Consider the following 12,794-nt stretch of genomic DNA (forward strand, 5'->3'; position numbering starts at 1 on the left):
GCTGGTGGTAGGCCGCGATGAGCAGGTCGCGGTAGTCGGTCCAGGTGAAGCTTCGGCGCTTGGCCTCCTTGTGGGCGCCGTGCCGCTTGGGACGGAAGATCAGACGGGAGCGTTCGCCGTGCTTGTAGCAGGTCAGAGCGGCGATGGAGAAGCGTCGCTGGGAGCGTCCGCGCACGTGGACCAGCGGGGTGTGCCCGCGCCTGGCCCAGGTGCGGCGGGTTGGCGGCGTCATCGAGAATCCGGCCTCGTCCTCGAAGCAGAGCCAGGCCCCGCGCGCCGCCGCGGTGCTTTTGCCCGTGGCCAGGTCTCCTTCAGCCAGCCGGTCACCTTCTCCTCGACGCGCTCCAGTGCCCGCCGGGCGGGCATCTGATGGCTGAAGCCGTGCCGCCGCAGCATCTTGGCGATGGCAAAGAGGGTGAAACTCTTGTGGAACCGGCGCCCGATGAGCGTCTTGATTCTGGCCGGGGTCCAGGTCTGGTCCGGCCAGCCATGCGCCACTGGCCCCTTGGCCAGCTCTTCTTCCAGCACTGCGAACAAGGTCTCGCTGAGCCCCGGCCTGGACGCCGGCCCCTTTGAGCGCAGGCCGCGCTGGCCTGCGGCTTCCCAGGCCCGGCGCCACCGCTGCACCGACCGGACGCTGATCCGCAGCCTCTTCGCGACCAGATGGTTGCTCTGTCCGGCAGCGAACATCCGGGCCGCTTCCATGCGAATACGTTCGCGAAACGCCTGCCTTTCGGCAGTCAGGCCACCGCCTTGCGGATACCTCATGTCTCGGGCGTACCGCAGCGATCACCACCTGTCAGCCCTGACGACACCACGCAGACAAAGTCAGTAGCCGGTACCGGTCCACAAGACGTCAGCCGGTGCCGTCCTCCGTCGGCGGTGGGATGCGTACGGCCGTGACCGGTGCGTGCAGGCGCCAGCCCAGGGATCGGTAGAGGGACCGCCCGGCGGGGCTGGCCACCAGGACGCCGTGGGTGGCGCCCAGCCGGACGGCGTGGGCCGACAGCGTGTTCATGACGAGGCGGCCCAGGCCGCGGCGGCGGTGTCCCGCACTGGTGTTGATCATGTCGAAGACCGCCGAGGGGTGCGTGGCGGCGTCGGTGAGACCGGCCCGCCCCCGGGCGGCGAGCTCGCCGGTGGCGGCGTCCAGCACGCGGCACTGGAGGACGCCGGTGCCGTCCTCGTCGACCGTCTCGACCGTGTAACCGGTCGGCGCCGCCACGGGGGCGGGCGCCGGGGGCAGGGTGGCCGACATCAGGAACTGCGGCTCGGCGAACTCCCAGGTGGGCGGCAGGGCCGGGGCGATGTCCGAGCGCGGGGCGCAGACGTTGACCCACAGGTTGGGGGTGGTGATCGAGGCGATGAGGCCGCGGAGGACGTCCGGGTCGGCGGCGGGAAAGACGTAGCGGTGCGACCGGACGGGGACGCGGACCTCGACGTAGAAGCCGCCGTGGACCGCGACGGGGGCCGCGGCGCCACGGCACCGCGCCAGGCCGTGCACCCAGGCCCGGACGAGATCCGGGTGCGCGGCGGGAAGAGGGAACGGGGCGGAAGGGGAGGCGGGGGAGGCGTGGGTGGGGAAGGGGTGCGAACCGGCCGTATCTATAGGGGGGTTGTCTATAGGGAGGTCCATACGGCCGATCTTAGAGCGGTCCGTGGTGCGGGCTGAGAGCCCGCTGTCCGGGCCGTTCTCCTGGGGCGCCGTCCTCCTGGAGCGTTGCCCTCCTGGGTCCGGCGGCGGCCCGTAACAGGGGGAGCGGGCCGCCGCCGTTCCTCTCGGCGGAGACGGCCGACGACCGCCGGGGCGGAATCCGGCGGAGGTGGGGTGTCGGCCGCCTGATGAAGGACGCTAAACCTCCGCCCCCCGGAAAGGTGACTGGTTGACGGGTATTGCTCGTTTTCGTCCCGCCGGTGGGTGTGCCTGTCCGTTGCCGTACGCCTTGGAGGCGTGCCGGGAGCGGGCTCCGACCGGAGTGGGAGAGGCGGACCTGAGTGCGAAGCCGTGGTAAGCGAGGGCTACGATCCACCACTATGGACGTAGTAACCAAGGTCTTCGTGGGCCTGCACATCATCGGCATCGCGTCGCTGCTCGGCGGTTTCCTGACCCAGCTGAAGCCGATGAGCGCGGGCACCGCGCGCTTCGTGCCGGCCATGCTGCACGGCGCGCTGACGATGCTGGTGACCGGCGTCGCCCTGGTCGGCCTCAACCAGGCCCAGGACCACTCGCTCGACAACGTCAAGCTCGGCGTCAAGCTCGCCCTGCTGGTCGTGATCCTGGGCCTGGTCTACGTGAAGCGCGACGAGGAGAAGGTGGAGAAGCCCTTCTTCCTGGCGGTGGGGCTGCTGACGGTGGTCAACATCTTCATCGCGCTGCTGTGGACGTGAGCGGCGGAGCCTGAGAGGACAGGCCGCGGGGCACCGGCCCCGCGGCCTTCGTCCTGTGCGGGGCGGGTGCTCCCGCTCATGCGGACCCGGTGCTTCCGCTCATCCGCGCCGGGCGCTCCCGCTCAAGCCGGCCGCACGCTCCCGTAGATCGGCATGTAGTAGATCGACTCGACCCGGACACTGGCGCCCGGCTTCGGGGCGTGGATCATCTTGCCGTCGCCGATGTACATGCCGACGTGGCTGATGTCGTTGTAGAAGAACACCAGGTCACCGGGTTTCAGGTCCTTGGTCGCCACGCGGTCGCCGGCCTTGACCTGGTCCCAGGTCGTCCGGGGCAGCGAGACGCCCGCCGCCTTCCAGGCCGCCTGGGTCAGACCGGAGCAGTCGTACGAGTTCGGGCCGGTCGCGCCCCAGACGTACGGCTTGCCCATCTGGGCGCGGGCGAACGCGAGCGCCTTGGCGGCCTTGGTCGCGTACGAACCGTCGTCGGCCGTCCCGCCGCCGGAGGAGCCGCCGTCCGGTGATCCGGAGCCGGTGCCCTGGCCCGGCTTGTCGTGCTGCTGGCGGTCCGCCCGCTCCTTGCGTTCCTTCTCGGCCTGCTTGCGGGCCAGTTCCTCGGCCTTGCGCCGGGCCTCGGCCTCCTTCTTGCGCTCCAGCTCCGCCAGCCGCGCCTTCTCCTGGGCGGTCAGCCGGGACAGCAGCTGCCGGGCCTCGGCCAGCTTGTCCTGGACGTCCTTCTTGGACTCCTTCAGGGACGCCTGGGTCTCGGTGAGCCGCTCCAGGCTCCGGGCCGCCTCGGTCCGCTGCCGTACGGCCTTGGCCTGCTGCTCCTGGTAGTCGGTGACGGCCTGCTTCTGCGCGCCGGTCAGCCGGTCCATCAGGTGGCTCCGGTCGACGAACTGCTGCGGGTTCCGGGCCAGCAGGAGCTGCGCGGTCGGGTTCATGCCGCCGCTGCGGTACTGGGCCGACGCGTAGGTGCCCAGCTGGCGCCGGGCGTCGTTCATCTTCTGGGTGCGCCGGGCGGTGTCGTCCAGGAGGCGGTCGACGGTGCTGCGCTGCTCGTCGGCCTGCTCCTTGGCGGCGTTGTACTTCTGGGTCGCCACCTCGGCCTGCCGGTAGAGGTCGTCGACCTTCTGCTTGACCTCTTCGATCGTCTGCTTCGGCTGCCGTGGCGCGGCCTCGGCCGTCTGCGAGAGCAGGGTGACCGAGGCGAGGGCGGCGGTGGTGAGCCCGGCGGCCGTACGGCGGCTTCCGGGCGAGGCGAGTATGCGGGTGCGCGGCTTGCGGTGCGACGCCAAGGCCGGCGCCTCCTTCCGTGGACCGCCTACCGGGTTAGCTGTCAGGTTCGGGCGTACGGAAGGCTGCCCTACGGTCCGTACGGCGCGGCAGAGGTCCTGGGAGCGCTCCGGGCGGTGGTCCGAGGCGCCTCTCGCCGTGTGCCGTACCGGACCGATTCACCTCGGTGGTACGTGTGGGTCCCCGGCTCCGGATGCCTCGCGGCAGCGCCGGACTCGGCGGGGGCGGCCCGTGCGGACGCTGTCGACCGCGGGGACGGCGGGCTGCCCGAGCGAGCACGGTAGCCAACCCATGTGGCTCCTGTGAAGGCTGATGTTCGATATGCCCGAAACCTTTTCGTGATCTGATCGCATCCGGGGCGTGTCCTGGCCCGCGCCTGTCCGCCCGGGACCGGATGGTGTCGTACGCGCCCTGTGACGCACGACACCCGTCGGAGGCGTGCGAGGTCACACGGCCGGTTTTCCCGGTACGGGCCGGGCTGTCAGTGGGGCGGCCTAGACTCGGTGGGCGATGAGCAGCCTCTTTGACGACAGCTTCCTGGCGGACCTCGAACCCACCGGCGAGGGGCCCCCGCCGCCTCCCGAGGACGAGGACGGTCCGGCACAGGAGGAGATCCCGGCCGACCTGTTCGGCGGGCGCTTCGACGTGCCCGGCGGCATCCCGCACGCCGTGGGCCCGGGCCGGGACCCGTACTACCGCGACGGCGCCGCCCGCCCCGCGGTGGATCCGGCCGCCCTCCTGGAGGGGCTGAACGACCAGCAGAAGGCCGCCGTGGTGCACACCGGCGGCCCGCTGCTCATCGTCGCAGGCGCCGGCTCCGGCAAGACCCGCGTCCTGACGCACCGCATCGCGCACCTGCTCGGCGCGCGCCGGGTGCATCCGGGCGAGATCCTCGCGATCACCTTCACCAACAAGGCCGCGGGCGAGATGAAGGAGCGCGTCGAGGAGCTGGTCGGCCCCCGGGCGAACGCGATGTGGGTCTCCACCTTCCACAGCGCGTGCGTGCGCATCCTGCGCCGCGAGTCCAAGAAGCTGGGCTTCACGTCGTCCTTCTCGATCTACGACGCGGCCGACTCCAAGCGCCTGATGGCCCTGGTCTGCCGCGACCTGGACCTCGACCCCAAGCGGTTCCCGCCCAAGTCCTTCAGCGCCAAGGTCTCCAACCTCAAGAACGAGCTCATCGACGAGGAGACCTTCGCCCAGCAGGCCGCCGACGGATTCGAGAAGTCGGTGGCCGAGGCGTACACGATGTACCAGGCGCGGCTGCGCGAGGCCAATGCCCTGGACTTCGACGACATCATCATGACCACGGTCAACCTGCTCCAGGCGTTCCCGGATGTCGCCGACCACTACCGCCGCCGCTTCCGGCACGTGCTCGTGGACGAGTACCAGGACACCAACCACGCCCAGTACACGCTCGTACGGGAGCTGGTGGGGCCGGCCGAGACCGCCGGTGAGCTGTGCGTGGTCGGTGACGCCGACCAGTCGATCTACGCGTTCCGCGGCGCCACGATCCGTAACATCCTCCAGTTCGAGGAGGACTATCCGGACGCCACGACGATCATGCTGGAGCAGAACTACCGCTCCTCCCAGACGATCCTCAGCGCCGCCAACGCCGTCATCGAGCGCAACGAGAACCGCCGCCCCAAGAACCTGTGGACGGACGCCGGCGAAGGCCCCCGCATCACCGGCTACGTCGCCGACACCGAGCATGACGAGGCCCAGTTCGTCGCCGACGAGATCGACCGGCTGACCGACGCGGGCGACGCCAAGGCGGGCGACGTCGCGGTCTTCTACCGCACCAACGCCCAGTCCCGCGTCTTCGAAGAGATCTTCATCCGGGTCGGCCTGCCCTACAAGGTCGTCGGCGGGGTGCGCTTCTACGAGCGCAAGGAGGTCCGCGACATCCTCGCGTACCTGCGCGTCCTCGCCAACCCGGAGGACAGCGTCCCGCTGCGCCGCATCCTGAACGTGCCCAAGCGCGGCATCGGCGAGCGCGCCGAGGCGATGATCGACGCCCTGTCCGCCCGCGAGAAGATCACCTTCCCGCAGGCGCTGCGCCGCGTCGACGAGGCGTACGGCATGGCCGCGCGCTCCGCCAACGCCGTCAAGCGCTTCAACACGCTGATGGAGGAGCTGCGCACCATCGTCGAGTCCGGCGCGGGCCCCGCCACCGTCCTGGAAGCGGTCCTGGAGCGCACGGGCTACCTGGCCGAGCTCCAGTCCTCGACCGACCCGCAGGACGAGACCCGTATCGAGAACCTCCAGGAACTGGCCGCCGTCGCGCTCGAATTCGAGCAGGACCGCGGCGTGGGGGCACCTTCCAGCCCCCAGGCCGGGGGAGAGAACCCCGGCACCCTCGCCGACTTCCTGGAGCAGGTCGCGCTGGTCGCCGACTCCGACCAGATCCCGGACGAGGACGAGGAGGGCACCGGCGTCATCACCCTCATGACGCTGCACACCGCCAAGGGCCTGGAGTTCCCCACCGTCTTCCTGACCGGCATGGAGGACGGCGTCTTCCCGCACATGCGCGCGCTGGGCCAGACCAAGGAGCTGGAGGAGGAGCGGCGCCTGGCGTACGTCGGCATCACCCGCGCCCGCGAGCGGCTCTACGTGACCCGCTCGACCATGCGCAGCGCCTGGGGACAGCCGTCGTACAACCCGCCGTCCCGCTTCCTGGAGGAGATCCCGGACCAGTACGTGGACTGGCGGCGCACCGGTCCCGCGACGCCCTCCGCCTCGATGGGCGCGCTCTCGGGCACCGGCGGCGGGGGCTTCGGCTCCGGCCTGTCCTCGTCGCGTACGAAGGCGGGGCCGAGCGGCTTCGCGACCCGGCGCGCCAAGGACCGCGAGGTGGTCTCGCTGGCGGTCGGCGACCGCGTCACGCACGACAGCTTCGGGCTCGGCACGGTCGTCGCGGTCAAGGGCAGCGGTGACAACGCCGAGGCGACGATCGACTTCGGCGGCGAGAAGCCGAAGCGGCTGCTGCTGCGGTACGCGCCCGTCGAGAAGCTCTGACGGAGGGCGGAGACGGACACGGAGCCGTCCGGCACCCCGCGGGGCGCCGGACGGTGCCGGCTGCCGGCTCCCGGCCGCACGTGCTGAGGGCGGCCGGTCCGGTCGGTCAGGTCGGGTTGAGGCCGTGGCTGCGCAGCCAGGGCAGCGGGTCGATGGCCGAGCCGCCGCCGGGGCGCACCTCGAAGTGCAGATGGGGGCCCGTGGAGTTGCCGGAGCTGCCCGAGTAGGCGATCTGGTCACCGGCCTTGACCGGGCCCGACCGGATCTTGGTGCTGCTCAGGTGGCAGTACCAGGTCTCGGTGCCGTCCGGGGCGGTGACGATCGCCATGTTGCCGTAGGCGGAGTTCCACTGGGTGCGTACGGTGCCGTCCGTGGCGGCCATGACGGGCGTGCCGAAGCCGACGGGGAAGTCGATGCCGGTGTGCACGGACATCCAGTTCACGCCCGCCTGCCCGTACAGCGCGCTCAGACCGTGCTGCGCGACCGGCAGCACGAACTTGGGGCGCAGGGCTTCCTTGCGCGCCGCCTCCTCCGCCCGGCGCTTCTTCTCGGCGGCCTGCCGGGCCTTGAGGTCGATGCGCTCCTGCGTACGGCTGGCCCGGTCGGCGAAGTCGTCGGCGCCCGCGCTCAGGCTGGCGAGCTGGGTGTCGAGCTTGTTGTTGGCGGCGGCGGCCGGCTGCACGGCCGCGGGGTCCCCGGCGGCCTGGGTCGTCGTGCTGTCCTTCGCGCCGCTCTCGGCACCGCTGGTGACGGAGGCGGCGGCCACGGCGCACACACCCATGGCGGCGACGGAGGGCACCGCGACGGTCAGCAGGGCCGAGCGCTTGGCGGTGCGGCGGCGCCCGCGACCGGACGAGGCGCCGCCCGACGCCGCCCGCCGGGAGCGGGAGCCGCGCGCGGCGGGCACGGCACCGGAGGCGGGGCCGTCGTCGGGCGTGATGTCGGCGGTGCCGGAGAGCTCGGCGGCCCCGTGCGGGAGGCCGTCGAAACCGTCGAGGTCGGGCGTGATCGCCGGGGTCGTCTGGGTGAGGGCTTCGGCGATGGCGGTGGCACCGAACGGGTCGTCGTCCGGGGACCCTATGCCGTGGCCGTCGGGGGAGCCGTGGCCGTGGTGCGGCTGGGCGGGCCCGTGGTCCGCGGCGAATCGGTTGTCCGCCGTATCCGAATTCGAATCCGCCTCATACGCACCGTAAGCGGAATCGTACTGATCGTTTGTGTTCGCGTACGGTCCGGAACCGTACTGCTGCCCGCTTTCGTACGCTTCGCCGCCGTACGAGCCCAGACCGGGACCGGCCCAAGTCATGGTCTCCCACTGGGAGCTGGCATCGGCGTCGTACGGGTGGCCGGCCTGCGGGGGGCCCGCCTGCGCCGGAATCCCGGCGACCAGGTCCGTCCCGACGGCGCCCCAGACCGCGGTGGCCTCGTAGGCGTCGGGCCCGGTGACGCCGTCGGACCCGTAACCGCCGTCGTACGCGGTGTGGGAGTACGGGTCGTAGGCGGCCTCCGGCTGCGTGCCGGTGTCCCGGGCGCCGGAGTTGGCCGTTCCGCTGTCATAGGCGCCCGCGGGGTGGGTACCCGCGTCGTAGCCGCCGCCGTAGCCACCGGTGGCATACGCGGCGGTGGCGTACGTGTCGGTGCCGTACGCGGCGGTGTCGTACGGCGAGGCGTCGTGCGCGCCGGTGGCCTGGTGGCCGGGGAGCGCGCCGAAATACGGGTCGCCGCCGTATGGCGCCTGTCCGGCCTGGGTGTCCTGGTGCCCGTAGGACTCGTAGGCCGGGTAGTGCGCATACGAGGCGTCGGGAGAGGGGACAGCCGGAGCGGGGGACTCCGGCGAGTGACGGTCGTTCACCACCACTTCTCTTTCGCCTCGGCAGCAGGAGAATTAGCGGCGACTGTACCCGGCAGTACGTGACGGCGACAATCTTCGGCAGGTTTCGGGCTTCTCGACAACGGGCATTTGGCCGCCTTTCGGCGGACAGCATGCGCGTTCTTGGCGCCGCGTTCGAGGGCCGTTCGAGGCGGTGCGGGGCGCTGCGGGGTGCGGAAACGGTCCCGCGGAGAGCGGACGGGCGCGCGCGACCTTGGAAAGTGCCCGGGCGGCAGCCGCCCGGAGCAGGGAACTCAGGCCACCGAAGTGGCGCTCGTGCCGTCTTCCGCGTCCTCCTCGGCGCTGAGCGCTTCCCGTATTCCGGCCGCCACCGCACCGTTGACCGGGAGCGCGAGATGACCGACTCCCGATACCCGCACGCTGCGGGTGATCAAATCCCGGTGATCGATTCGCGCGGTCTCCACCGGGACCATCAGCTGGTCCAAGTCGCTCCAGAAGCAGACGAAATGCGTACGGCAATTCGGGGCGGGCCGAGCCAACTCCACGATCACGTCGGAATGCGGGCGCATCTGCCGGACCAGCGGATGGGCCGACATCAAAGGCGCGACCCGGGTGCCGCCGTGCGGGGTGCCGAGGGTGACCAGGGTGCGCACCCGGAGGTCACCGCCCAGCCGCTGGGCGTAGTAGCGGGCGATCAGGCCGCCGAGGCTGTGGCCCACCAGGTCGACCCGGCTGTGGCCGGTGCGCTCGCAGATCTGCTCGACGTGGCGGCCCAGGAGCTCGGCGGCCTTGCGGAGGTCGCAGGTCAGCGGTGAGTAGTTGAGCGCTTCCACATGGCGCCAGCCGTGCCGGAGCAGCGAGCGGCGCAGCAGGACGAAGACGGAGCGGTTGTCGATGAAGCCGTGCAGCAGGAGGACCGGCGGGTGGGCGCGGCCTTCCGTGGGCAGCAGTGCCGGCCGGGCGGCGGTGACCGTACCGGTGGTGTCGTCGGAGCCGTCGCTGATGCCGGGGGCGGTACCGCCGCTGCTGCCGGGCGCGGGACCGTCGTTGCCTCCGGTGCCGTTCCCCGGGCCGGCGGGCGTGCCGGGGACGGCTCTGGGCTGCTCCTGGTGCATGCCGGTCGGATAGAGCAGAAGGTGTCCGGCGAGGATCGCCAGCTCCACTACCGTCGCGCGCAGCAGCGCGGAGGGGCGGGCCAGACAGCAGAGAAAGGGCAGGGCCTTCATGGCCGACCTCCCGAATGGCACGCGGGAGACGACTCTGTCCCCCGTGTGCCCTCATGGGCAGCCGTTTCCGGCAACGTACAAGTACGTGAACGAGCTGCTGCGTGGACGTACGGATACGAAGACGGAAGCGTTCAGGGGCCGGACCCCCGTGCCGCGCGGCTGACGGCGCGGAGGTGCGGCGACCTCACTGCGGCTCCCCGTGCGTCCGCTCCGCGGCCGGAAGCGACGCGGAACGCAACGCGTAGCGAACGTGTCCCAATGTGTGATTTCCCCCTCCCTCAGTGTTACGAAACGGCCGGGTACGGGATGCTGGCGATAACGTTCGTTCACGCTTGGGGCGGCCGACACGGCCGCACATCGGATGTCGGTCCGGCGGCCCTGTTCCGTGCAGGTGCCGTGTCGTGCCGTGCAGGGCTGGGAGGCAGTGATGGGTGTGCAGGGTCCGATCCGTGTGGTGGTGGCCAAGCCGGGACTCGACGGCCACGACCGGGGGGCCAAGGTCATCGCGCGGGCACTGCGCGACGCCGGCATGGAGGTCATCTACACGGGACTGCACCAGACCCCGGAGCAGGTCGTGGACACCGCGATCCAGGAGGACGCCGACGCGATCGGGCTGTCCATCCTGTCCGGGGCGCACAACACCCTGTTCGCGAAGGTCATAGAGCTGCTCAAGGAGCGGGACGCGGCGGACATCCAGGTCTTCGGCGGCGGCATCATCCCCGAGGCGGACATCGCGCCCCTCAAGGAGCTGGGCGTCGCGGAGATCTTCACGCCGGGCGCGACCACCTCCTCGATCGTGGAGTGGGTCCGGGCCAACGTCCGCCAGGCGGCGGTCTGAGGGGGCGGGGGCCGGGGGCGGTTCCGGGAGAAGCGTCCTGCGGCGGATCGCCTTCGGGCGGGGCGATTCGGGGTGGGGCGGTTCCGGGCCGGTGGCGGGGTGGTGCTGCTTCGGGCCGGTGGCGGGGTGGTTCATGGGGCCAGCTCCGCCCGCATCGTGGCGCGCAGCCGCAGCGTGCCCACCAGGCGCTGGAACGCCTCGGACCAGTAGCCGACCGCGCCGGGTGAGCCGTCGGCGGGCTCGTCCGGAGTCGCGGTGAGCATGTCGAGCCGGTCCGCCGCCGCGGGGTCCAGGCACCGTTCGGCGAGGCCCATCACCCCGCTGAAGCTCCACGGATAACTGCCCGCGTCCCGGGCGATGTCCAGCGCGTCGACCACCGCCCGCCCCAGCGGCTCGGACCACGGCACCGCGCACACCCCGAGCATCCGGAACGCGTCGGACAGGCCGTGGACCGCGATGAATTCCGCGACCCACTGGGCGCGTTCGTCCTCGGGCAGGACCGTCAGCAGCCGCGCCAGGTCGCGTGACGACCCGGCCGGGTCGTGCGAGGCGGCGGTGCCTGCGGGGGAGGCGCTGGTCGCGTAGGCCGTGCCGGTCGCGGTGCCCGGACCGCCCGGCGCGGACGGTCCGGTTCCGTACGGGCCCGCGCCCGGCTGGGCCGCGGTCGGGGCGCCGAGCAGGGCCCGCGCCCAGGCGACGTTCCGCTGGCGGACGGCGGCGCGGCACCAGGCGTCGAGCAGCTCGGTGCGCCAGCCGTCGGCCACCGGCAGGGCGACGATCGCCGCCGGCTCCCGGCCGCCCAGCCACCGGCTCCAGCAGTCCAGCGGGGCGGCCTCCAGCAGCTGGCCCAGCCACCAGGCACGTTCGCCACGCCCGGTCGGCGGCCTCGGGACCACCCCGTCCCGCTGCATCGCCGCGTCACACTCCCGTGGCGCTTCGACGACGAGCGTCCAGGCACCGGCACCGGCGGGGGCCGTACGGGGGCCGGTTGTGCCGGTGGTGGTCGTGCCGGTAGTGGTCGTGCCCATGGCGGACGTGCTGATGGTGGACGTGCCGTTCCCGGAGCGGGTCAGCCTGACGCAGGCGCGGGCCCGGGCTGCCATCCGCCCGGCGAGTGCGGTGCCGGGCAGCGCCGACAGCAACTCGGCAGCGGTGCCCCGCACGTTACGGCTGCGATCGGACAGCGCCTCCTCCAGGAACGGCTCATCGGCCACCGACAGGCCCTCGCGCAGGGAGTCGAGGAACATCAACCGGTCCTCGGCCCGTTCCGTACTCCAGGTGGTGGCCAGGAGGGCACGCCCGGCCGCCGGGTCGCGGCGGCGCAGCGCCGCCAGCAGGGAGACCCGCTCCGCGAACAGCCCCTCGTCCCACAGGGCGCGCACGGCCTCGGGATCGTCGGTGCCGGGCGGTACGGCCGTGCTCCCCGCGCCACGCAGCACGAACTTCCACTCGTTGTTCAGCCGCGCCAGCCACCGCGCCCGCGGGCCGGCGAAGCCGAGGGCCGCGGCGCGCAGGTCCGTCCGCGCGCGGGCCGCGTCGAGCAGCGCGGGCAGCAGCGCCTCGGGGGCGCGGTAGCCGTACTCGGTGGCGGCGGTGAGCCACTGCGGCAGCAGCTCGGTGAGGTCGGGGGCGGAACCGCGGCGGTGGCCGCCGCCGGTGCCGCTCTGGTCGGCGAGCAGCAGTCCGAGTCTGCGCCGCGCGGCCGGCGGCAGCGGCGGGCGCGGGTCGGACGGGGCCGGTACCGGGCGCTCACGGGCGGGTGCGGGACGCAGCGCGGCCCGGCGCCGCACCGTGCTCAGGGCGGCCGCGTCCAGAAGCGCGCCCGCGGCACTCTGGCCCGCACGGACGGCGACCGGCGGCGTACGGCGTTCCGTCCCGAGCAGCGCCGCGCTCACCAGCTCTTCCCAGGTGGGATCGGTGGTGGGGGAGGCGGTGGCGGGGCGGGTGGGGCCGGCGGGGTGGCCGCCGGAGCCGTGCGGGCCTGCTCCGGCGGGCAGAGTTCCGGCGCGGTGCGGGCTTCCGCAGCGGTGCGGGCTTCCGGTGCGGTGCGGGCTTCCGGTGCTGGAGTCGTCGTTCATGGTTGTCCCCCGGGCTGTGATCGGACTGGCTGGTGAGGGTGGATGGTTGCCACTGGCTGGGCGGCCTCGGTTGCTCGGCGCCGGTTGCTCGGCACGGTGTGCCGGGCGCCGGTCGGGGCGGC

At 72.3% G+C, this 12,794-nt stretch carries 9 protein-coding genes, 1 pseudogene and 1 riboswitch; of the genes and pseudogenes, 3 read left to right on the forward strand and 7 right to left on the reverse strand.

Annotation, left to right across the window (positions count from 1 at the left end):
- The 3 genes and pseudogenes from ACH4FX_RS18120 to ACH4FX_RS18130 form a co-directional block, all read right to left on the reverse strand.
- Positions 1 to 232, reverse strand: a pseudogene (locus tag ACH4FX_RS18120) (IS630 family transposase); the annotation flags it as partial.
- Positions 229 to 768, reverse strand: coding sequence for a winged helix-turn-helix domain-containing protein (locus ACH4FX_RS18125; RefSeq protein ID WP_398480015.1), 540 nt, complete (start codon positions 766 to 768; stop codon positions 229 to 231). The pseudogene ACH4FX_RS18120 and the gene ACH4FX_RS18125, both read right to left, overlap by 4 nt.
- Before the next feature lie 88 nt (positions 769 to 856).
- On the reverse strand, positions 857 to 1,636 hold the full coding sequence (locus tag ACH4FX_RS18130; RefSeq protein WP_398480017.1) for a GNAT family N-acetyltransferase: 780 nt from the start codon (positions 1,634 to 1,636) through the stop codon (positions 857 to 859).
- Between the two features lie 398 nt (positions 1,637 to 2,034).
- On the opposite strand from ACH4FX_RS18130, the gene ACH4FX_RS18135 reads away from it, so the two are divergent.
- The gene (locus tag ACH4FX_RS18135; protein WP_398480019.1) at positions 2,035 to 2,388 is read left to right on the forward strand and encodes a hypothetical protein; all 354 of its coding nucleotides are present in this window, start codon (positions 2,035 to 2,037) and stop codon (positions 2,386 to 2,388) included.
- A 122-nt stretch (positions 2,389 to 2,510) separates the two neighbouring features.
- On the opposite strand, the gene ACH4FX_RS18140 is transcribed toward ACH4FX_RS18135, so the two are convergent.
- Positions 2,511 to 3,686, reverse strand: a complete 1,176-nt coding sequence (locus ACH4FX_RS18140) for an NlpC/P60 family protein (protein WP_398480021.1) — start codon at positions 3,684 to 3,686, stop codon at positions 2,511 to 2,513.
- A gap of 7 nt (positions 3,687 to 3,693) precedes the next feature.
- Positions 3,694 to 3,915: riboswitch (cyclic di-AMP (ydaO/yuaA leader) on the reverse strand.
- Positions 3,916 to 4,194: 279 nt separating this feature from the next.
- On the opposite strand from ACH4FX_RS18140, the gene pcrA reads away from it, so the two are divergent.
- Positions 4,195 to 6,702 carry a DNA helicase PcrA gene (gene pcrA, locus ACH4FX_RS18145; RefSeq protein ID WP_398480022.1) on the forward strand — a complete coding sequence of 836 codons (2,508 nt, stop codon included), beginning with the start codon at positions 4,195 to 4,197 and terminating at the stop codon, positions 6,700 to 6,702.
- Positions 6,703 to 6,808: 106 nt separating this feature from the next.
- Here pcrA and ACH4FX_RS18150 read toward each other — a convergent pair whose 3' ends face one another.
- On the reverse strand, positions 6,809 to 8,551 hold the full coding sequence (locus tag ACH4FX_RS18150) for a peptidoglycan DD-metalloendopeptidase family protein (protein WP_398480024.1): 1,743 nt from the start codon (positions 8,549 to 8,551) through the stop codon (positions 6,809 to 6,811).
- A 272-nt stretch (positions 8,552 to 8,823) separates the two neighbouring features.
- On the reverse strand, positions 8,824 to 9,756 hold the full coding sequence (locus tag ACH4FX_RS18155; protein ID WP_398480026.1) for an esterase/lipase family protein: 933 nt from the start codon (positions 9,754 to 9,756) through the stop codon (positions 8,824 to 8,826).
- Between the two features lie 427 nt (positions 9,757 to 10,183).
- Here ACH4FX_RS18155 and ACH4FX_RS18160 point away from each other — a divergent pair, with 427 nt between their 5' ends.
- Positions 10,184 to 10,594, forward strand: coding sequence for a cobalamin B12-binding domain-containing protein (locus ACH4FX_RS18160; protein WP_398480028.1), 411 nt, complete (start codon positions 10,184 to 10,186; stop codon positions 10,592 to 10,594).
- Between the two features lie 131 nt (positions 10,595 to 10,725).
- On the opposite strand, the gene ACH4FX_RS18165 is transcribed toward ACH4FX_RS18160, so the two are convergent.
- On the reverse strand, positions 10,726 to 12,672 hold the full coding sequence (locus ACH4FX_RS18165) for a DUF5691 domain-containing protein (RefSeq protein ID WP_398480030.1): 1,947 nt from the start codon (positions 12,670 to 12,672) through the stop codon (positions 10,726 to 10,728).
- Between the last annotated feature and the right edge of the window lie 122 nt (positions 12,673 to 12,794).

Origin of the sequence: Streptomyces sp. NPDC018019 (assembly GCF_044327805.1) — a bacterium.
Lineage (GTDB): Bacteria > Actinomycetota > Actinomycetes > Streptomycetales > Streptomycetaceae > Streptomyces.

Bases quoted from the DNA above. Each gene is read 5' to 3' on its own strand.
- ACH4FX_RS18125 (WP_398480015.1), bottom strand. From the start codon at position 768: ATGAGGTATCCGCAAGGCGGTGGCCTGACTGCCGAAAGGCAGGCGTTT.
- ACH4FX_RS18130 (WP_398480017.1), bottom strand. From the start codon at position 1,636: ATGGACCTCCCTATAGACAACCCCCCTATAGATACGGCCGGTTCGCAC.
- ACH4FX_RS18135 (WP_398480019.1), top strand. From the start codon at position 2,035: ATGGACGTAGTAACCAAGGTCTTCGTGGGCCTGCACATCATCGGCATC.
- pcrA (WP_398480022.1), top strand. From the start codon at position 4,195: ATGAGCAGCCTCTTTGACGACAGCTTCCTGGCGGACCTCGAACCCACC.
- ACH4FX_RS18155 (WP_398480026.1), bottom strand. From the start codon at position 9,756: ATGAAGGCCCTGCCCTTTCTCTGCTGTCTGGCCCGCCCCTCCGCGCTG.
- ACH4FX_RS18160 (WP_398480028.1), top strand. From the start codon at position 10,184: ATGGGTGTGCAGGGTCCGATCCGTGTGGTGGTGGCCAAGCCGGGACTC.
- ACH4FX_RS18165 (WP_398480030.1), bottom strand. From the start codon at position 12,672: ATGAACGACGACTCCAGCACCGGAAGCCCGCACCGCACCGGAAGCCCG.